21 protein-coding genes are annotated in these 19370 nt (G+C 39.8%); 15 read left to right on the forward strand and 6 right to left on the reverse strand.

The genetic code is table 11. From position 1 onward, the window contains the following. Positions 1-4: 4 nt before the first annotated feature. A complete protein-coding gene (locus AC6JAD_RS09040) occupies positions 5-1015 on the reverse strand; it encodes an MBL fold metallo-hydrolase (RefSeq protein WP_461305409.1) in 1011 nt (336 codons plus the stop codon). 129 nt (positions 1016-1144) lie between these two features. On the opposite strand from AC6JAD_RS09040, the gene cyoE reads away from it, so the two are divergent. The 15 genes from cyoE to tsaB all read left to right on the forward strand — a co-directional run bounded on the left by cyoE (position 1145) and on the right by tsaB (position 14237). After that, entirely contained in the window at positions 1145-2041 is an 897-nt protein-coding gene (gene cyoE / locus AC6JAD_RS09045) for a heme o synthase (RefSeq protein WP_461305408.1), read from the forward strand. After that, positions 2041-2628: a cytochrome c oxidase subunit 3 gene (locus AC6JAD_RS09050; protein ID WP_461305407.1), complete on the forward strand. Its 588-nt coding sequence runs from the start codon at positions 2041-2043 to the stop codon at positions 2626-2628. The genes cyoE and AC6JAD_RS09050 overlap by 1 nt, the downstream gene beginning before the upstream one ends. Before the next feature lie 44 nt (positions 2629-2672). Continuing rightward, entirely contained in the window at positions 2673-3656 is a 984-nt protein-coding gene (locus AC6JAD_RS09055) for a cytochrome c oxidase subunit 3 (protein ID WP_461305406.1), read from the forward strand. A gap of 18 nt (positions 3657-3674) precedes the next feature. Next, positions 3675-4058, forward strand: coding sequence for a cytochrome C oxidase subunit IV family protein (locus tag AC6JAD_RS09060; protein WP_461305405.1), 384 nt, complete (start codon positions 3675-3677; stop codon positions 4056-4058). Between the two features lie 125 nt (positions 4059-4183). Continuing rightward, positions 4184-4858, forward strand: a complete 675-nt coding sequence (locus AC6JAD_RS09065) for a hypothetical protein (RefSeq protein WP_461305404.1) — start codon at positions 4184-4186, stop codon at positions 4856-4858. A 7-nt stretch (positions 4859-4865) separates the two neighbouring features. After that, the gene (locus AC6JAD_RS09070; protein WP_461305403.1) at positions 4866-5492 is read left to right on the forward strand and encodes an SCO family protein; all 627 of its coding nucleotides are present in this window, start codon (positions 4866-4868) and stop codon (positions 5490-5492) included. A 1-nt stretch (position 5493) separates the two neighbouring features. Continuing rightward, positions 5494-6021 (forward strand): DUF420 domain-containing protein, encoded by a 528-nt coding sequence (locus AC6JAD_RS09075; protein WP_461305402.1) that lies wholly within the window; start codon positions 5494-5496, stop codon positions 6019-6021. A gap of 1 nt (position 6022) precedes the next feature. Continuing rightward, on the forward strand, positions 6023-6253 hold the full coding sequence (locus AC6JAD_RS09080) for a hypothetical protein (RefSeq protein ID WP_461305401.1): 231 nt from the start codon (positions 6023-6025) through the stop codon (positions 6251-6253). 147 nt (positions 6254-6400) lie between these two features. Continuing rightward, the gene (locus AC6JAD_RS09085) at positions 6401-7102 is read left to right on the forward strand and encodes an ABC transporter ATP-binding protein (protein ID WP_461305400.1); all 702 of its coding nucleotides are present in this window, start codon (positions 6401-6403) and stop codon (positions 7100-7102) included. Further along, positions 7095-8327 carry an ABC transporter permease gene (locus tag AC6JAD_RS09090; protein WP_461305399.1) on the forward strand — a complete coding sequence of 411 codons (1233 nt, stop codon included), beginning with the start codon at positions 7095-7097 and terminating at the stop codon, positions 8325-8327. Before AC6JAD_RS09085 ends, AC6JAD_RS09090 begins: the two co-directional genes overlap by 8 nt. Position 8328: 1 nt before the next feature. Further along, complete coding sequence (locus tag AC6JAD_RS09095) at positions 8329-9594, forward strand: ABC transporter permease (RefSeq protein ID WP_461305398.1); 1266 nt, start codon at positions 8329-8331, stop codon at positions 9592-9594. A 33-nt stretch (positions 9595-9627) separates the two neighbouring features. Continuing rightward, positions 9628-10749, forward strand: coding sequence for an efflux RND transporter periplasmic adaptor subunit (locus AC6JAD_RS09100; protein WP_461305397.1), 1122 nt, complete (start codon positions 9628-9630; stop codon positions 10747-10749). A gap of 82 nt (positions 10750-10831) precedes the next feature. Next, entirely contained in the window at positions 10832-12289 is a 1458-nt protein-coding gene (locus AC6JAD_RS09105) for a TolC family protein (RefSeq protein WP_461305396.1), read from the forward strand. A 2-nt stretch (positions 12290-12291) separates the two neighbouring features. Further along, positions 12292-13575: an efflux RND transporter periplasmic adaptor subunit gene (locus AC6JAD_RS09110; RefSeq protein WP_461305395.1), complete on the forward strand. Its 1284-nt coding sequence runs from the start codon at positions 12292-12294 to the stop codon at positions 13573-13575. After that, positions 13575-14237, forward strand: a complete 663-nt coding sequence (tsaB, locus tag AC6JAD_RS09115) for a tRNA (adenosine(37)-N6)-threonylcarbamoyltransferase complex dimerization subunit type 1 TsaB (protein ID WP_461305394.1) — start codon at positions 13575-13577, stop codon at positions 14235-14237. Before AC6JAD_RS09110 ends, tsaB begins: the two co-directional genes overlap by 1 nt. Before the next feature lie 3 nt (positions 14238-14240). Here the strand turns inward: tsaB and AC6JAD_RS09120 are convergent, their stop codons facing one another. From AC6JAD_RS09120 to AC6JAD_RS09140, 5 genes are all read right to left on the reverse strand, one after another. After that, positions 14241-14939 (reverse strand): hypothetical protein, encoded by a 699-nt coding sequence (locus AC6JAD_RS09120; RefSeq protein WP_461305393.1) that lies wholly within the window; start codon positions 14937-14939, stop codon positions 14241-14243. 86 nt (positions 14940-15025) lie between these two features. Continuing rightward, a complete protein-coding gene (locus tag AC6JAD_RS09125) occupies positions 15026-15724 on the reverse strand; it encodes a hypothetical protein (protein WP_461305392.1) in 699 nt (232 codons plus the stop codon). Positions 15725-15948: 224 nt separating this feature from the next. Beyond that, positions 15949-18057: a thioredoxin domain-containing protein gene (locus AC6JAD_RS09130; protein ID WP_461305391.1), complete on the reverse strand. Its 2109-nt coding sequence runs from the start codon at positions 18055-18057 to the stop codon at positions 15949-15951. A gap of 75 nt (positions 18058-18132) precedes the next feature. Further along, positions 18133-18333, reverse strand: a complete 201-nt coding sequence (locus AC6JAD_RS09135; RefSeq protein ID WP_461305390.1) for a dodecin family protein — start codon at positions 18331-18333, stop codon at positions 18133-18135. A gap of 71 nt (positions 18334-18404) precedes the next feature. After that, positions 18405-19325, reverse strand: a complete 921-nt coding sequence (locus AC6JAD_RS09140) for a NifU family protein (protein WP_461305389.1) — start codon at positions 19323-19325, stop codon at positions 18405-18407. Between the last annotated feature and the right edge of the window lie 45 nt (positions 19326-19370).

A 19370-nucleotide genomic window follows, 5' to 3' on the forward strand; every position in this document is an offset into this window, starting at 1 on the left:
AGGCTTATTTCTGAGGCTTGCCTCTTTTGTTTTTGTATTTCTTCTTTGCGGCGTCATAAATCATCGTAATGAAGCTCTCGGTAGAGATGAAACCACCACCGAATCCTTTATCATCAAAAGCTTTAGCCACATCTTCTAATGGTAAGACTTCCTCTAATGTTTTGCCTGTAAGATAGTAATAGCCAACCCTGTCCTTTAGATACTTCATCATACTGTGGGTTTCCTTAACATCGGCAATGGAGGCTAATCCTCCATGTCCAGGGATGATTACCGTATCCTCATCGGCCAAAAGCAGAATTTTTTGCAGCCCCTCAATATAACCTTCTAGTGTACCTCCATTTTTTACATCAACAAAAGGGTACTTCCCCTTAATGTAAGCGTCTCCTGTATGAATTACATTGCTTTCTGAAAAGTAAACCATCGTATCGCCATCGGTATGTGCCTTGTGCACGTGAATGAGCATAATTTGTTCTCCATTATAATAGAATGTAGAATTTTCCGAAAAAGTAATCATCGGGGAGATATAATTGAAATCGAAAGATTCCTCTACTTTCTGGGCGTAGCGTTTAGCACTTGCACCAGCTTCCCCTTCATTCATGGATTCGCGATTGGCCTTTTTCAATCCTTCTTGATAAGCAGTTTCAACGGCTTCCGAGGCAGCGGCACGTTCCTTTTGCTGTATGCGCTTTAACACGTTGTCATGCGCATACAATATTGCACCTTCTTTACTGAAGTTTTCGTTTCCACCTACATGATCCCCATGATGGTGCGTGTTTACCAAAAATTTGATGGGCTTATCGCTTAATTGTCTGATGCTGGCAAGTATTTGTGGACTGGCCTCTGCAAATTGACTGTCTATGACCAGGACACCATCTTCCCCAAAATTAACGGCAATGTTCCCGCCTTTCCCTTTAAGCATATAGATGCTGTCATTTACTTTAATCTTCGAAACATTCTGGGCGGTCATTGTAAAAGAACAAATGAAAGCCAGTGTACATAAAATTGCTAATCGCATGAGGTATTACTTTTTGTGTGTAGGCGAATTTAATAAAATAGCTTTAATACAAGGATAACAATATAAGATATATATTGTGAAAAATGGGGTTGTGACGTATCTTTGCAGCGTTTTCAAAAACAGGCACTTTTGTCCACAGCACAAACTACATCCTTTCCAGCTTTAGCGATCAAGAATTTTACTGAGATCACTAAAATGAGACTTTCCATAAGTGTGGTGTTCTCTTCAGTGGCGGGTTATTTGTTAGGGGTAGAGAACGGTATCGACTTCAATGTACTTCTGCTACTGTGTTTAGGGGGATATTGTATGGTGGGGGCATCCAATGTGTACAATCAAATTATAGAGAAAGACCTTGACGCATTAATGGAAAGGACTAAGAACAGGCCTATTCCTGCGGGGCGCATGAAGGTAAATACCGCTTTTGTCCTGGCCAGTTTCTTGACTCTTGCCGGAATTGCCATTCTTTATTATATCAACCCGAAAACAGCCATGTTTGGGGCCATTTCCATTTTTATGTACGTGAGTCTTTATACACCCCTAAAGACCAAGACACCACTTTCGGTGTTCGTTGGGGCCTTTCCGGGTGCCATTCCATTTATGTTGGGGTGGGTAGCAGCGACCAATGATTTTGGAATTGAACCGGGGACATTGTTCATGATTCAGTTTTTTTGGCAATTCCCTCATTTTTGGGCTATTGGTTGGTTTCTTTTTGAGGATTATAAAAAGGGAGGGTTCTTTATGCTGCCCAATGGCAAAAGGGACAAGGGAACAGCTGTTCAAGTCATCTTATATTGTATCTGGACCGTATTGGCTTCTTTGATTCCAGTAGCAGGAGTAACGGGAAGATTATACATTACACCGGTTTCAGGAGTTATTGTTCTGGGGTTGGGGGTATGGTTAATCTATTATGCCTTTCGCCTGTACAAGCAAAAAACAGATAAAGCGGCACGCCAACTTATGTTGGTAAGCGTAAGTTATATCACATTGCTGCAGATTATTTATGTTGCAGATAAATTCATTCGTTAATGGAAGACTATTCAAAGGGAACAGAAGAATTAAAGCATAGAAGAGCTAAAAAAATGATGCTCTGGTTTGGGATGGTCAGTTTGGGAATGAGCTTTGCCGGATTTACCAGTTCCTATATTGTGAGTAAAAACAGAAAGGATTGGTTGCAAGACCTGGAATTGCCCCAGGCCTTTTTTTGGAGCTTACTTGTTATTCTGATCAGTAGCGTGACTATGCATGTTGCCAAAATAATGGTGCAGCGCAATAAATCGAAAGAGGGAATGGGATTGTTAATCCTCACTTTTTTGTTGGGCTTGCTGTTTATTTGGTTTCAGGTGCAAGGGTTTTCTCAGATGATTGAGAGTATGGGAATTTATTTCACGGGTAAAACCAGTAACATAAAAGGAAGCTTTATTTATGTAATCGCCATTGTGCACATTGCCCATGTGGTAGCAGGTCTTTTGGCGCTGTTAGTCGTAATTTATAATCATTATAAACAGAAGTATAAGAACGGGAAAACCCTTGGTATAGAACTAGCTGCTACTTTTTGGCATTTCGTTGATTTTTTATGGGTCTATCTCTTTTTATTTTTCTATTTCGTTAGATAAAAATTATACTTATTTTTGCACACTAAATAAACCAAATTCATTATATGGAAGCTACTGTTGATAAAACAGGTACGGAAGGAAAAACCTGGGGCGGAGGAAACCGTCCACTCAATGCCAGCTATGGCAAGATGATGATGTGGTTTTTCATCGTATCGGATGCATTGACCTTTTCGGGCTTTATTGCCGCGTATGGATTTTCCAGATTTAAATTTATAGATGCATGGCCCATTGCGGATGAAGTATTTACTCACGTTCCGTTTTTGCATGGAGTTCCAGCACCTATGTACTACGTAGCTTTTATGACCCTGGTGCTTATTTTTTCTTCTGTAACCATGGTACTTGCTGTTGATGCTGGGCACAGAATGCAGAAGAACAAAGTTATATGGTATATGTTCTTCACCATTATTGGAGGTGCAATTTTCGTAGGTTCCCAAGCTTGGGAATGGGCTACCTTCATTAAAGGGGATTATGGTGCCGTAGAAACAAAAGGAGGGAAAATCCTGCAGTTTTTGGATACGGATGGAGAGCGCGTGGCTATAGCTAGTTTTGCACAGGAACTTCCTACAGAGAGGGCAATACACGAAAAGAAAAATGGGGTTTGGTATGATAGTGAGACCGAAACTGTGACAACCTATTCATTTGAAGAGGTAAAGGCTGGTTTCCTGGCAAACGATAATTTGTTGGTGCGTACGCAGTATTTAGATGAAAACGGTCATCCCACGGTACTATCGAGGGAAGAATCGGTGGCAAAGCTCGTTAATGACGGAAGGCTGGTTGTAGAAGGAGCGAACCTAAAACGAAACGAATACGGTCACCCTTTATTTGCAAATTTCTTTTTCTTCATTACCGGATTCCACGGATTCCACGTATTCTCTGGGGTATTGATCAATATCATCATTTTCTTTAATGTGATTATTGGAACATACGAAAAGAGAAAGAGTTATGAAATGGTAGAAAAAGTAGGACTGTATTGGCACTTTGTAGATTTGGTATGGGTATTCGTATTTACCTTCTTCTATCTAGTTTAATTATTGAATAAATTAACAATGGGACACGAACATAAATTAGAGATATTTAGAGGACTTTGGAAATTTAAGTCGAACGTTAGCAAAATTTGGGGGGTTTTCGGATTTCTTTGTTTTGTAACTGCTGTCGAAGTGTATTTAGGTATCGTAAAGCCAGAATCCTTAACAGGAACCCGTTTCTTGGCAATGAAACTCCTTAACTGGATATTCATTATCCTTACTTTAGTAAAAGCCTATTATATCACTTGGGACTTCATGCACATGCGTGATGAGACCAAAGGATTGAGAAGATCGGTTGTTTGGACAGCCGTGTTCCTTATTTGTTACCTTATCCTAATCTTGCTTATTGAAGGAGATTATATTTATGAGGTATACAAACAGAATTATGTAAAATTCAATTTCTAATTGTAGAAATTGTCGAGATATGAACCCTGTCACAGACAGGGTTTTTTTGTGCCCATATCTAGTTAAAAAAGCCATATAAAATTGCCCAACCTAGCTTTGGGTCGTATTTTTGCAAAAAAATAAACGTGAAGGCCAAAAAGTTCATTGTACTTGGAATTCTGTTTCTACTACCCATTTCGGTATACCTGTTCTTCGCAACAGGAAAGAACAACTTTGTAAAATTACCAACCATAACCTATGGTGTTCATGAACTCTCCGAATTCCAGAGCTTGGATGGACAGCCATTAGCGCTTAAGGATAGAATTACTGTATTAATGTTCTTTGGTGAAGATGTGGAAGAAAAGAAAGCAAATGCTTTCAATTTGGCACACAAGATTTATAAGAAGAACTACCAGTTTGCCGAGTTTCAGTTCGTGACCCTGATTACTGAAAGCCAAAGGGAAGAAGCGACTCAACTCCTGGATAAACTTAGGGAGATCGAAGATCCTAAGAATTGGCGTTTTGCAATTGGCTCCGAAGCAGCTATTGAGAAAGTGTTCACTTCATTAAAAACAAATTCTGCCCTTACCACCGAATTGAATACCAATACGGTCTTTATTATTGATAAGGAAAGGAACCTTAGGGGTAGGGAAGATGATGAGGATTATGGAGTGCTGTTCGGATTCAATGCGAGTGACTATGCCGAGATTAATAATAAAATGAGCGACGACGTGAAAGTGGTTTTGGCAGAATACAGATTGGCCTTAAAGAAATACAAGGCCGATCGTAAAGATGAATTTCGCGATACGCATCTAAAGTAACACCTTTATGAAGAATTACTCATATGTAGGAATTTCGTTTATTATACTAATCTTCGGGATTTGGGCCGTGCCTAAAATCGTAGATCGTGCTTCTGGGGGTCCAGAAATGGCGACCATAGGAAAAGCAGCAGATTTTAGTTTCATCAATCAAAGGGGGGAGGCCGTTTCCAACGAGGACTACAAGGGGAAAGTATATGTGGCCGAATTTTTCTTCACTACCTGTCCGTCCATATGTCCGATTATGAATCAGAATATGGTGAAAATTCAAAATGAATTTTATGGGAACCCCAATTTGGGGATAGCTTCTTTTAGCATTGATCCGGCCTATGATACACCAGAGGTGTTAAGTAAGTACGCCGAAAGCTATGGTATTACCAATCCCAATTGGCACTTGCTTACGGGTGATAAGGAAGCCATTTTTAAGCTTGCCAACGAAGGATTCAATTTGTATGTAGGCGAAGGTTCTGAGGATATCGGGGGATTTGAGCACAGCGGTTATTTTGCACTTATAGATAAGGAAGGTAATATCAGGTCCCGTTACGATAAAAATAATAACCCTATTATTTACTATGATGGGCTGGAGGCTGAAGGAATTCAAATGCTCATTGAAGATATAAAACTACTATTAAAGTAATATGGAAGAGAAACAGGAATCGACCAAGAAATACAATACCTGGATATGGATACTGTCCATTGCTATTCCGTTGGTGGTGGCAGCATTGTTCGGAATAAAAATCCCGAATGTTGAACCCCTCATGTTTTTACCGCCGATTTATGCTAGTATCAATGGACTTACAGCTGTGCTATTGATATTGGCGGTCATTCAAATTAAAAAAGGTAACCGAATTGCTCACGAACGCATAATGAAGTTCTGTATTTTGCTTTCCGTCTTATTTTTAGGAATGTACGTTGCCTATCATATGACCTCAGAATCAACGGCCTTTGGCGGAGAAGGGGCTATTAAATATGTGTATTACGTTGTACTTATTAGTCATATACTGCTTTCCATTGGTGTCATTCCATTTGTGTTAATAACCTATGTTAGGGCACTAACGGGTAATTTCAAGATGCACCGAAAAATTGCAAAAATCACTTTTCCCATTTGGCTTTATGTGGCAGTTACTGGGGTAATTGTTTACTTAATGATTTCACCTTATTACTAAAATGAAACGAACTGTATTACTTGCTCTCGCACTAATTCTACTGGTCTCAATTCCGGCTGAGGCGCAGTGTGCTATGTGCAGGGCGGTACTGGAATCTGAAGAAGGTGGAAATACCGCTAAGGGTATCAACGATGGTATTGCATATTTGATGCTATTCCCTTATCTGCTGGTGGGTGCGGTAGGTTATATGATCTACAGAATGAGAAAAAAAGCCCATCAGGAAGAAAATTAACATTTCCTTCACATAATTTTTGTAACTAAATCGGCTGGAAAAAGTCTTATGGTAAAGGCTTTCACTAACCAATCCTAGTAAGTCTTAACATGATTTTTACAAAATGGCGGTTTTACCGCTTTACCTTTGTTAAGGAATAGATTCATTATGATAGAAATTAAAGACTTACACAAATCATATAGAATGGGGAGTAATTCCCTTCATGTGTTAAAAGGAATAAATTTCAGTGTTAAAGAAGGGGAGCTTGTTGCTATTATGGGTTCTTCCGGATCTGGTAAATCCACACTCCTAAATATTTTGGGAATGCTAGATGAATCAGATAGCGGTGAATATACCCTTGATAATGTTGAGATTAAAAACCTCAATGAAACCAAAGCGGCCAAGTACCGCAATAAGTTTTTGGGCTTTGTGTTTCAATCCTTTAACCTTATCAATTACAAAACAGCCGCTGAGAATGTGGCGCTTCCCCTATATTACCAAGGAGTTAAGAGAAAGGAGCGTCATGAGAAATCTATAAAATATCTTGAACAGGTCGGGCTAAAAGAATGGGCCACCCACTTGCCCAGTGAACTTTCTGGAGGACAAAAACAGCGTGTGGCCATTGCGAGGGCTATGGCGGCAGAACCTAAAGTGTTGTTGGCAGATGAACCCACGGGTGCATTAGATACAACGACTTCCTATGAGGTGATGGATCTAATTCAGAAGATAAATGATTCGGGAAACACCATACTGGTTGTGACTCACGAAGAAGATATAGCGCATATGTGCAAACGTATCGTCCATCTTAAGGATGGGGTGATCGTTGAAGACAAAAAAATTGAACAGGTAAGAGCAGAGCAGTATGTTTAGTAGCGACCGTTGGCAAGAGATTTTCCAATCCATTGGTAAGAACAGACTTCGTACATTTCTGTCCGGATTTACTGTGACCTTAGGGATACTTATTTTTACGATTCTCTTTGGTTTTGGAAATGGTTTAAAAAACACCTTTCAGGAATTCTTCGTAGATGATGCGACCAATACGATTTGGCTTTTCCCTGGACGTACTTCAAAACCCTATAAAGGATTTGCGACCAACAGAAGAATTGAGTTCAGAAATGATGATATAGACGACATACGAAAGGATTTTGCCATGTATGTTGAATATATCACTCCTAGGATTTCCAGAGGGGGTACTGCAAAATATAAAGGGGAATCCAATACGTACACGACCCGCGCTGTAGCGCCTGCTCATCAATTAAGTGAGAAAACGATCATAATGCAGGGGCGCTATATCAATGAAAATGATATTCTTACCAAGTCCAAGAACATAGTAATAGGTAGGTTGGTGGAAAAAGATCTTTTCAAGAATGGGGAAACTGCGCTTGGAAAGTATATGGACATAGACGGTATAGTTTATAAAGTGGTTGGGGTGTTCCAGGATGATGGCGGCGATAATGAAGAGCGTTACATTTACATGCCTTACACCACAAGACAGCTTATTGAAAAGAATACAGACAAAATAGATCAACTTATCGTTGGTTTCAAGCTCAGTATCGGGTACGCAGGTTCTAAAGCCTTCGAATCCAGCTTGAATAAATACATGCGCAACAAGCACATTATTGCACCAGATGATCAGAACGGAATGTTTGTACGAAATGCGGCAGAAGGGGTAAAGCAGACACTTCAGTTTGCCAGTATACTTCAAACAGTGGTAGCCTTCGTAGGTATTGGAACTTTATTGGCCGGAATTATTGGAATTAGCAATATCATGGTTTTTGTCGTAAAGGAACGTACTAAGGAATTGGGTATACGCAAAGCCATGGGGGCTTCTCCAAGGAGTATTGTAGGAATGGTGTTGCAAGAATCAGTATTTATTACGACTGTAGCTGGAGTGGCTGGATTAATAATCGGAATCGGAATCTTAAATCTGGTCGGAGTAAGCCTTGAGGACTTTTTTATTAAAAACCCATACGTGGGAACAGGAACTGTGGTCAAGGCAACACTATTGCTTATATTTTTTGGTGCGCTTGCGGGGTATATACCCGCTCGAAGGGCAGCTAAAATAAAACCCATTGTAGCACTAAGAGACGAATGATATGAAGTTTATTTTCGATAGAGATACTTGGCAAGAGATTTACGGTTCCATAAGTAAGAACAAACTAAGAACGGTGATTACCGTAATTGGAGTACTATGGGGGATTTTTGTTTACATAGGACTATCCGGAGCTGCAAAAGGACTGGATAATGGTTTTGAAAAGGAGTTTCGCGATATCGCCACCAATAGTATGTTTGTTTGGGCCCAAAGAACCAGTATTCCACACGACGGATTCAAGATTGGAAGATCCATTCAGCTTAAATTGGGAGATGCCGAATCCTTGGAGAATCAAAATCCTGAAATTCAATTCATTGCCCCAAGAAATGTAAAGGGTATTTTCGGGGATCCTCCAGCGCAAGTAATACGAGGGTTGAAATCCGGTAACTACTCTACCTTTGGGGATTTTCCGGTAATAGACAAGATTGCAAGAAAGAAGATATATGATGGTGGTCGTTTCTTGAATGATGAAGATATTGAAGAGGCACGCAAGGTCTGTGTTATTGGCGAACGTGTTCAAAAAGAACTTTTCGAGAAAGACGAAGACCCCATAGGACAGTTTATTAGGATAGACAATATTTATTTCCAAGTAGTGGGGATACACAAATATGAAGATGGTGGAGGCTTTGAAGATGACAGCGCGATCTTTATTCCATTCACTACTTATCAAAAAATTTACAATATGGCCGATAATGTGGCGTGGTTTGCTATTGCGGCGTACGATGATGCCGATATTATTGGATTGGAAACAAACATTAAGCAGTCATTGAAAAGAATACATCAAGTGCATCCGGACGATGAGCGCGCATTTGGGTCCTTTAATTTAGGGGAAGCATTTGGGAAAATCATGGGGTTCTCCAAGGGAATGAATTTCCTTTCCCTCATCGTTGGAATTGCTACGATCATTGCAGGGGTTATTGCCATTGGAAATATCTTGCTTATTTCGGTAAAGGAGCGAACCAAGGAATTGGGTGTCCGAAGGGCTTTAGGGGCGACGCCTCGGGAAGTTAGAGGGCAAATCATACTTGAATCCGTGTTCTTGACGATCATTGCTGGTATCGTAGGAATCATCTGTGGAGCCATGCTTTTAGCAACTATCAATGCCCTATTTGCGGACAAAGATGGCTTTCCGTATTCCAACCCAACAGTTCCCATACCCTATGTTGTAGGAGCCTTATTTATAATGATACTGCTGGGCACATTAATAGGATTAATACCGGCTCAGAGGGCTGTAAGTATTAAACCCATAGACGCATTAAGAGAAGAATAATAACTATAACCGATCAATCAAAATCATTTACGAATGAAAAAATTCTTAAAATACTTTTTTATAGCTTTTGTAATACTCGGGGGGCTTTTTGCCATAATCTACTTTGGAAAAACAAACAGTAGATCCCCTATTACGTATACTACCGAAAAGGCCTTTTACACTTCAATCGAAGAAAAAACGGTGGCCACGGGGAAGGTTATTCCCGAGGATGAGGTAGAAATTAAACCTCAAATTTCTGGAATTATTGAAGAGATATTTGTGGAAGAAGGAGACGCCATTAAAGCAGGCGATTTAATTGCCAAGGTAAAAGTGGTGCCCAATGAGCAAAGTCTAAATAGCTCTAGGGGACGTGTTCAAAATGCACAGATTGCTTTGAACAATTCAGAAATTATATACAATAGGAATAAAGCACTTTTTGAAAAAGGAGTTATTTCCCTCAACGAATTTCAGAATTTTGAGCTATCCTACAATCAGTCGAAGCAAGAGCTTGCGAATGCTCAAAGTGATTATCGGATTATCCGAGTGGGGTCAGCTGGAGGTTCATCTGCAGCCAACACGAATATTAGGGCGACCGTAGCTGGAACTATTCTTGAAATTCCGGTGAAAGAAGGGGATCAGGTAATTGAGAGTAACAACTTTAATGCTGGTACCTCGATTGCTACCATTGCCGATCTTAACAAAATGATTTTTGAGGGGAAGGTGGATGAAGCCGAAGTTGGGAAATTGGAAATTGACATGCCGCTAAAGGTAAGCTTGGGAGCTATTCAGGACAAGGAGTTCGATGCCAAGCTTAAATTTGTGGCCCCAAAGGGGAATGAGGAACAAGGAGCCGTTCAGTTTAAGATTGAAGGTGAGGTATATTTAGATGATAGTTATTTTATTCGTGCTGGCTACAGTGCCAATGCTTCCATCGTGCTTCAAAAAAAGGATAGTGTTTTTGCAATAAAGGAAGCGTTGCTGCAATTCGATAAAGCAGATCAAAAACCCTTCGTTGAAGTATTGACAGGCGAACAAGAATATGAAAGAAAAGATGTTGAAATAGGTCTCTCAGATGGTATTAATGTAGAAATAGTCTCCGGAATTACGGAGGATGATGAGATCAAGGTGTGGAATAAAACCGAGCCTATTAAGAACGAAGAAGCAGAAGCCAACTAGAAAGCGAACCAACTTAGGTTTTCTTAACCAGAATGTAACACATTCAACAATCAAAAGACAAATCCAACAACTAGATGTTATCATGAGGAATATTGTATTGATATTACTAGTACTGTGCTTAAGTGTAACGGTACAGTCCCAAACGAAAAAGTGGACGCTTAGGGAGTGCGTGCAGCATGCCCTAGAAAATAATATATCCATAAAGCAAAGCGAATTGGATGTGGAGTTGGCAGAAATAGCTAAGAGCGATGCACTGGGGAATTACCTTCCTTCTATTAATGGTTCTGCCTCGAATTCATGGAATACGGGTCTTACACAGAATATTACTACAGGTGTTTTGGAAAATCAAACCTCCAGAAACTCATCTTATAGTATAACTGCCGGAGTAAATGTATTTAATGGGTTAAGTAACCTTAGAACCATGCAAAGAGCTAGAATTTCGCAACTTGCTTCGGAGTATGGATTGTCTAAGATGGAAGATGACATCTCCCTTTTGGTTGCTAATGCGTATTTGCAAGTGCTTACCAATAAAGCCAATCTCGATGTTGCCATTGCCCAAAATAATGTAACTCAAGAGCAGATTACCCGAACGAAAGAGTTAGTGGATGCTGGGGTGTTGCCAAAAGGAGATTTGCTCGAAATACAAGCTGCCGATGCGACTGAAAAGCAAAGTATTGCAGTAGCAGAAAACTCGGTTGAGATTTCGCTTGTTAGTTTGGCGCAATTACTTTTAGTGAAGGATTATGAGAATTTCGATATTGAAGATGAGGGATACGATATTATTGATGAAGGGATATCTGCTAAGGGAATAGCAGAAATTATCGCTTCTGCTGAAGAAAATCGAAGTGAGGTAAAAATTGCTCAAGCTAATTTTGATATTGCTCAAAAGGATTTGCAAATTGCGCGTTCGGCTTATTACCCAACGCTAAGTGCATTCTTCAATTACAATACCCGTGAGTCTGATTTGCCTAGCGGTATTGAAACAATCTTGGATGGGGACAACCCATTTGTGATTTCTGAAAGTCCAATTGGTGTAGTGGGTGGTTCTGGCGAATCCGTTTTTGGATTAGAGCCAAACATTATTGGCGCAAGAGAATTAGATCCTTTGCCATTTACCGAACAGCTATATCTAAATGATGGTATTTCCTATGGTTTCCAACTCAACGTGCCCATTTTTAATGGTTTTTCTACACGCAACAACGTGAAGAGAAATCAAGTAAATGTGAGACGTCAAGAGTTCCTGTTGGAACAAGCCAAATTGGATCTTGAGTCTACGGTTTATCAAGCGTATGTTGATGCCAGGGGGTCTTTAAAAGCTTTTGAGGCCGCTCAGAAAGCGGTGGAGTCCCAGGAGTTGGCATATCAATATGCAAAGGATCGATATGATGTGGGCCTTACGAATGCTTTCGATTTTAGTCAGTCCAAATTGAGATATGACAATGCTCAAATTGAATTGAATAGATCGAAATATGACTATATTTTTAAATTAAAAGTGTTAGAATTGTACTTTGGAATCTCCGCTACGGACCTAAAGTTCTAATCATGAAAAGAAGAAACCTTATAATCCTTGGTATAGTTTTGGGCCTTGTTGCCTGTGTAGCTCTCATATATACTGGAAAAAACAAAAAAAGGGATGTAAGGGAAGTGGAAATCTCCAAAATAGAGCCTTTAACCATAGTGGAAACTGTAGCTGCTACAGGAAAAATTCAACCAGAAGTAGAAGTGGCTCTTTCTTCAGAAGTTTCAGGGGAGATTATAGAATTACCTGTTAAGGAAGGTCAGCAAGTAAAAAAGGGGGATTTATTGGTTAAAATAAACCCAGACCTTATTCAAAGTGCCCTTTCACAAGCCCAGGCTACCTTGCAGAATGTAAGGGCGCAATTGGCGCAATCTGAGGCAAGCTTAAAGAATGCTGAGCTAAATTTCAATAGAAATAAATCCCTTTTTGAAAAAGGGGTGATTTCAAAAGCTGAATGGGATCAATCTGTTACGGATTATGAAATGGCTCAGGCCAATAGACAGTCGGCTTATTATAGTGTGCAGAGCTCTGCCGCTAACGTGAAACAATCAAGGGACAACCTTTCGAGAACCAGTATTTTTGCTCCAATGGATGGCACTATCTCTAAACTCTCTGTAGAGTTAGGGGAACGTGTGGTAGGAACCGCTCAAATGGCGGGAACAGAAATCGTACGGGTAGCTAATCTAAGCGATATGGAGGTAGAGGTAGATGTGAACGAGAACGATATTGTAAAGGTGGCTATTGGCGATTCTACAATTGTGGAAGTAGATGCCTATTTAAAAAGGGAATTTAAAGGGCTTGTAACAGAAATTGCCAATTCCGCGGAAACGGCACTCAGTGCAGATCAAGTAACGAATTTTAAGGTCAAGGTTAGAATTCTGGCAGAATCCTATAAGGACCTTGCCAAAGATAAACCAGAATACTATTCTCCGTTTCGCCCTGGAATGACGGCTACCGTCGATATAATTACAGAAACAAAGGAGAATGTAATTGGTGTTCCAATTAGTTCCATCGTGGTAAAATTACCTTCAGATACTATTTCCTCTAAAACCCAAGAACCGAAAAGCGTAACTTCCAATGATGAAGAGAAGTTCGAGGGTGTCTTCATTAACGATAATGGAAAAGCTAAACTCATGGTGGTTGAAACGGGTATCCAGGATGATAATAATATTGAAATCATCTCAGGGCTTGCCCAGGACCAAGTGGTAATCACTGGCCCCTATAATGTGGTGACCAAAAGATTGAAACCAGGCGATAAGGTGGAGGAGATGGGCGACAATGAATCCAAGGAAGAAACAGAAGACTAATGGCGAACATACTTTGTATAGAAACTGCAACAACAAATTGCAGTGTGGCGCTTTCGGCAAACGGAAGCGTTCTTTCTTTAAGGGAAGATAACAGTAAGGGCTTTTCTCATGCCGAAAAACTTCATGTCTTTATTGAGCAAGTCCTAAATGAAAGTGATTTGGAGCATAAAAATCTAAATGCTGTTGCGGTGAGCAAAGGACCCGGTTCTTATACCGGCCTTCGTATAGGTGTTTCAGCTGCAAAAGGCTTGTGTTTTGCCCTAGATATTCCACTTCTTTCTATTGCGACCATGGAGTCGCTTATGATGCAGTCGGATCAGAATGCTCAATTCTATGTTCCAATGTTAGATGCACGTAGAATGGAAGTATACAGTGCAGTATTTGATAGTGAAAGAAATCAGATTCGCGATACCGAAGCCCAAATACTCGATAGCGCTTCATTTCAACAGTACCTAGAAAAGGGAACAGTTGCCTTTTTGGGTAGCGGAGTCGATAAGTTCCAAGCAATTTGTGAACATACAAATGCGCACTTCAATGGTAATGCTTTACCTTCGGCCGCAGAAATGGCGAAAATGGCGCAACATAAATACAATGAAAACGATTTTGAAGATGTGGCTTATTTCGAGCCTTATTATTTAAAAGATTTTATGATTACAAAGTAACTACTATAAGCTCTCGTAGTACTCGAATAACTCCTTTAAGTCGGCATCTTTCGAAAGATCCGTTTTATTCTCTTTCATGAATTTTTTCATCATGTCCTGTTGTTCTCCAAAAAGTTTTAAAAACTTCTTTTTCGAAGTAGGAGCTTCAATATATACCCCTTGGGCATTCACAAAATAGTAAGCCAATTTGTCTTTGTACATAGCGGGTACTGCACGAGTTAAAGAAGTGGTTGCTTGGATACGCTCGTGAAATGACTTGGAGTATTTTTTAAGCAATTTGCTCTTCTCCCCCGAATGAACAACCTGATAGTAGGTATTGCCATTACCAAGCGTAAATAATTCGGATCCAATCCTAATGTTGTAGTCCGTAGATTTTATAACGTTATGTACTTTTTTGTCATCCGCATTCAGATTTACCTTTCCGGTAAATACATCTTTGTGCACGTTGTATCGCAAAGCTACATTGGGTGCCACAACCTCATCCCCCTGTAAAATAGCACCAATCCTATAATTGTCATATAGATACGGAGAGCCTTTAACATCGGCTAGTTCCGAAGGATCTTCGTCATGTGCGCCAACCACATACACAGAGTTCATCCTGGTATAATTGGAGTTAGAAGTTACCTCGGCTGTGCTTATATTTTGAGCACAAACCATTTGAGCGGCCATTAAGAATAGGGAAAAAGAAAAGAGTAATCTCATTGCAGTTTTTTTTATAAGACCCCTAAGGTAAAAAAAAACCGCTATTTCTATAAAAATAGCGGTCTTAGTTTGTAAATAAGGTGCTGTTAAAGTGTTTCGTAGTACCTAAGTAATTTTACCAATGCGTATTCCTTGTTTACATTTAAATTATTGTCATTGGCATATTTTTTAAGCTCTTTCTTTTTATCGCTTAGCAAATTGAATTTCCCATTTCTGGATTTTGGAAAAGCTTTTACCTTTCCACTTTCTTTATCTGCTAGGTAATGGAATTCTTTTTCCTTATACATGGCAGGAATATCCCTCGTAAGACCGGACATGGATTCAGAACCCTCTAAATATTCTTTGGTAATCTTCTTGTACAGGTCATATTTTTCACCTTCATGCAATACCATAAAGTACCCAGAAGTGGTAAGCCCTTCTTTGTTCGGTACATATACAAAAACCTTATTCAGGATTTTAGCATAAATATCTGGAGACTTCACCATAACCCTTGCTGTACGATTATGGTCATCTATTTTTCTTTTAATTTCAATTTCATCACGCAATGCATTGTAGCGGATAGCTACATTGCTAGCTAATACCTTTCCGTCCTTAAGAATATTTCCTAAGGCAAATTCCTTTACTTCATAGGGAGAACCTGAAATACGCTCCATTACTGGATACGCCTTAATTGGAGTATTCGATACATACTGAGTGGAAGATGTTTCTTCTGAAGCCATTTGCCCTAAAGCAATATTCGGGACAAGAACGACGGCGAAAGCAAAAACAGCTAAAACTTTTTTCATAAAATTTATTTTTTAGGATGATAAAAATAGGTTTGTAAAGTTGTATTACGAACTTTTAAAACCTATGGTTTATAAACGCGGGGGAAAACTTATAAAAATCACCGGAACGCGTACCCTTCGCATAGGCAGCTGCGAATATATAAAATCTGCAATACTAAGGTGTTAAAAATGAGTAAAAAATGAGAACTTGAGAAGTTAAAATGTCTTTTCCCGAAATGAGTTTACTATTTTAACAGTTTTAGTGCATCTTCCGTTTTAGTTACAGGTAGTTTGCAGGTATTGTTCACACAAACATATATTAGGGTTCTATCGCTTAGATAACGTCCTTTCAATAAGGGAAGATCACCCTGTGTTGTGCTTCCGGCAACTAGTGCATTAGGTAGATAGTTTTTATTGATTTCCATCAACCTGTTTTCCGCTTCTGGCCCAACTACTACAATTTCAAAATACTTGGTTTGGTGGTGTGCCATTAAATCCAGCCAGTTAGAAAAACCACTTGGGTATTTTGTCATTTCATGTGCCACGTTCTTTAGCATTTGTTGCGCAGTTTCTGCATATGACTTCTCGTCAAAATGATGAGAGAGAACGAATAAATTTTTGGCCATAATTGAATTGGAGGCTGGTATCACATTATCCCTATATTCAAAATTGCGTGTTACTATTTCAGGGTCATCGCTTGAGGTGAAATAGAACATGCCACTTGCGTCGTCAAAAAACTTTTCAAAAGTATAATCGACTAGTTTTTTAGAGGTGTGAAGCCATTGGTCATCCATGGTAACTTCGTACAGGGCAAGAAAGGCGTCGATAACGGCAGCGTAGTCCTCAAGGTACCCATTAATCGTGCTTTTGCCATCCTTATAACTGTGAAAAAGAGCTCCATTTTTTTGCAATTGCTTTTCTGTTATGAATGAACCACTCCTAAGTGCGGCCTCGAGGTAGGAGGGATGCTGAAAAGCTTTATAGGCGTCCACATATCCTTTTATCATAAGTCCATTCCAAGAAGTAAGGGTTTTGTCGTCCAGCCTGGGTCTAATTCTGTTGCTTCTGTATTCAAAAAGTTTGATTTTCCATTCCTTCTTTTTTTGCTTTAACAAGTCCAAAGTAATGGAGTGCTGGGCCGTAAAGTCCGAATCATTTTGATTGCGAATTAATACGAAAACCCCTTCCTCTTCCCATTTGCCAAAATCATTAATATTATAATACGAGGCGAAAAGTGAGAAGTCTTCCGCCAAAATCGTTCGCAGCTCAGCTTCTGTGTAATAATAAAATGCACCCTCTTCCAATTCTCCGGATTCAGTTTCGCTGTCGGCATCCAATGAAGAGTAAAAAGCACCTTCTTTCTGTGTCATTTCCCTTTCTACAAAATCCAAGGTTTCCTCTACGACTTCCTTGTACAACGGGTTTTTGGTAATGGAATAAGCCTGACTGTATAGACTAACCAATTGGGCATTGTCATAGAGCATTTTTTCAAAGTGCGGGACATGCCATCTTTCGTCGACACTGTATCGTGCAAACCCTCCACCTATATGGTCGTATATGCCTCCATAGGCCATTTTGTATAACGACAACTCAACTTGTCTCATTAGTTGGCCATCTCGCTGCTGGGAAGCCTGCCTCAGTAGGTATTGCCAATTGCTGGGTGTCATAAATTTTGGGGCTCCCCTAAATCCTCCGTTAATGGTATCGAAACGAACACTCCAAGAATCAAGGATAGCTTGGGTGTCATATTCGGAGAAATCGAGGTCATCTGTATTCAGGGTAATGAGATCCATACTTTTTATGCCTTCCTCCAATCTGGAAGCATAGGCGAGTAATTTATCGGGATCATCTGCATAAATGGTTTGAATTTGATCGATCGCTTGTACCCAATCCTCTTTAGGAAAATAGGTACCACCCCATACCGGTCGGCCGTCAGGAAGTGTAATTACGTTGAGGGGCCATCCTGCGCTACCTGTCATTAACTGAACGGCGTTTATATAAACCTGATCTACATCGGGTCGTTCTTCCCTGTCAACCTTTACCGAGATAAAACTTTTATTCATTACGGCCGCAACCGTCGAATCTTCAAAACTTTCCCTCTCCATAACATGACACCAATGGCATGCAGCATAACCTACACTTACAATCATTAGCTTATTTTCAGCCTTAGCCTTTGCAAGGGTAGCATCATTCCAGGGCATCCAGTTTACGGGATTATGGGCATGTTGCAACAAATAAGGGCTGGTTTCATTGACCAGGGCGTTGGTATATGCATGTTCTTCCAAGTGTTCTTTTTTTGAGGATTGACAAGAAGTGAGTACTAGAATAAGTGAAATAGCAATGTATTTTACCATTGAAAAAAGTCTTAAAAAACAAAAATACGTTTTTGAACCCTCAAAAACGTATCAAATAAAAATAATGAAGGAGGGTTATTTCACCTCAAAGGTGATTTTAACATTTACCCTGAATTCGACAATATCATCGCCATTTACTACAGCGTTTTGCTCATTTACATATACGGAACGTATATTTTTAATGCTTTTGGCGGCCTGCTTAACAGCCTTTCTAGTGGCATCTTCCCAACTTTCATCAGAATTAGCCAAAACTTCTATCACTTTTAGTACTGCCATGTCAATCTGGTTTTAGGTTAATAAAAGTAAGTTACGCATTATTATCGAAAATACGTACTCAATGACTATTATTATCCGTTAACAGCCTCCACCGTGGTAACCTTACCTTGAAGCATTTCGCGCAGCATGGTTTCTATACCATTTTTTAAGGTTACTGTAGACGATGGACAACCACTGCAAGCACCTTGCAAAATGACACGTACTGTTTTGGTTTCCTCATTGAAAGAATCGAAAGCAATATGGCCTCCATCACTAGCCACGGCAGGTCTTACATACTCATCCAATATAGATACGATTTCCTTCTCTATATCGGTGATAGGACCCCTTTCCTTCGATTCTGAAGACGATTCCGAAGAAGAAGTGGTTGTTTCTTTCGATCCATTTAGAATAGCATCGGTAAATATGGGTTTTCCGCTCTCGATATAGGAGCGTATGAACTCCCTAATTTCATTCGAAATCTCCTGCCATTCAGCGATATCGTATTTCAATACAGAAATGTAGTTGGTGCTTATGAACACTTCTTTTACAAAAGGAAAGCCAAACAATGCTTGTGCGATGGGTGCTTCCTTGGTATCATCAATACTTTTGAATTCGAACACGCCATCTGCCAATGGCTTATTAGCCACAAATTTCATAGCCGAAGGGTTAGGTGTGCTTTCGGCGTATACGGTAACAGGTATTTTTTTAGGTGTTTCCGCTTCGTGCACCACAGGTTGTCCAGAGTTTAAGTACTCTAAAATACTCTCGGATACGGCATCTTGAACCTCATCCCAACTTACGATATTGTATTTTTCAATAGCAATAAAATTCTGGGAAATATAAACCGTTTTTACAAAGGGTAGGTGGAACAGCTGTTGGGCGATCGGACTGGGAGCAGCCTCCTCAATATTGCCAAATTCGTAACTATTTGCTTGAGTTAAGAAAGAATTTACAATAAATTTAACAATATTTTCGTTGTTAGTGGGCTGGATGGAAATGTTAAATTGAGGCATTGGGTATATAATTTTTGCAAAATTAGGAAAGAAAACCAATGTATT

The sequence above is a fragment of the Aureisphaera sp. genome (assembly GCF_059726885.1).

Excerpts from the sequence above, each read along its gene's own strand:
- AC6JAD_RS09040 (WP_461305409.1), bottom strand. The coding sequence starts at position 1,015 with ATGCGATTAGCAATTTTATGTACACTGGCTTTCATTTGTTCTTTTACA.
- AC6JAD_RS09050 (WP_461305407.1), top strand. The coding sequence starts at position 2,041 with ATGGAAGACTATTCAAAGGGAACAGAAGAATTAAAGCATAGAAGAGCT.
- AC6JAD_RS09055 (WP_461305406.1), top strand. The coding sequence starts at position 2,673 with ATGGAAGCTACTGTTGATAAAACAGGTACGGAAGGAAAAACCTGGGGC.
- AC6JAD_RS09060 (WP_461305405.1), top strand. The coding sequence starts at position 3,675 with ATGGGACACGAACATAAATTAGAGATATTTAGAGGACTTTGGAAATTT.
- AC6JAD_RS09070 (WP_461305403.1), top strand. The coding sequence starts at position 4,866 with ATGAAGAATTACTCATATGTAGGAATTTCGTTTATTATACTAATCTTC.
- AC6JAD_RS09075 (WP_461305402.1), top strand. The coding sequence starts at position 5,494 with ATGGAAGAGAAACAGGAATCGACCAAGAAATACAATACCTGGATATGG.
- AC6JAD_RS09080 (WP_461305401.1), top strand. The coding sequence starts at position 6,023 with ATGAAACGAACTGTATTACTTGCTCTCGCACTAATTCTACTGGTCTCA.
- AC6JAD_RS09085 (WP_461305400.1), top strand. The coding sequence starts at position 6,401 with ATGATAGAAATTAAAGACTTACACAAATCATATAGAATGGGGAGTAAT.
- AC6JAD_RS09090 (WP_461305399.1), top strand. The coding sequence starts at position 7,095 with ATGTTTAGTAGCGACCGTTGGCAAGAGATTTTCCAATCCATTGGTAAG.
- AC6JAD_RS09095 (WP_461305398.1), top strand. The coding sequence starts at position 8,329 with ATGAAGTTTATTTTCGATAGAGATACTTGGCAAGAGATTTACGGTTCC.
- AC6JAD_RS09100 (WP_461305397.1), top strand. The coding sequence starts at position 9,628 with ATGAAAAAATTCTTAAAATACTTTTTTATAGCTTTTGTAATACTCGGG.
- AC6JAD_RS09105 (WP_461305396.1), top strand. The coding sequence starts at position 10,832 with ATGAGGAATATTGTATTGATATTACTAGTACTGTGCTTAAGTGTAACG.
- AC6JAD_RS09110 (WP_461305395.1), top strand. The coding sequence starts at position 12,292 with ATGAAAAGAAGAAACCTTATAATCCTTGGTATAGTTTTGGGCCTTGTT.
- tsaB (WP_461305394.1), top strand. The coding sequence starts at position 13,575 with ATGGCGAACATACTTTGTATAGAAACTGCAACAACAAATTGCAGTGTG.
- AC6JAD_RS09120 (WP_461305393.1), bottom strand. The coding sequence starts at position 14,939 with ATGAGATTACTCTTTTCTTTTTCCCTATTCTTAATGGCCGCTCAAATG.
- AC6JAD_RS09125 (WP_461305392.1), bottom strand. The coding sequence starts at position 15,724 with ATGAAAAAAGTTTTAGCTGTTTTTGCTTTCGCCGTCGTTCTTGTCCCG.
- AC6JAD_RS09130 (WP_461305391.1), bottom strand. The coding sequence starts at position 18,057 with ATGGTAAAATACATTGCTATTTCACTTATTCTAGTACTCACTTCTTGT.
- AC6JAD_RS09135 (WP_461305390.1), bottom strand. The coding sequence starts at position 18,333 with ATGGCAGTACTAAAAGTGATAGAAGTTTTGGCTAATTCTGATGAAAGT.
- AC6JAD_RS09140 (WP_461305389.1), bottom strand. The coding sequence starts at position 19,325 with ATGCCTCAATTTAACATTTCCATCCAGCCCACTAACAACGAAAATATT.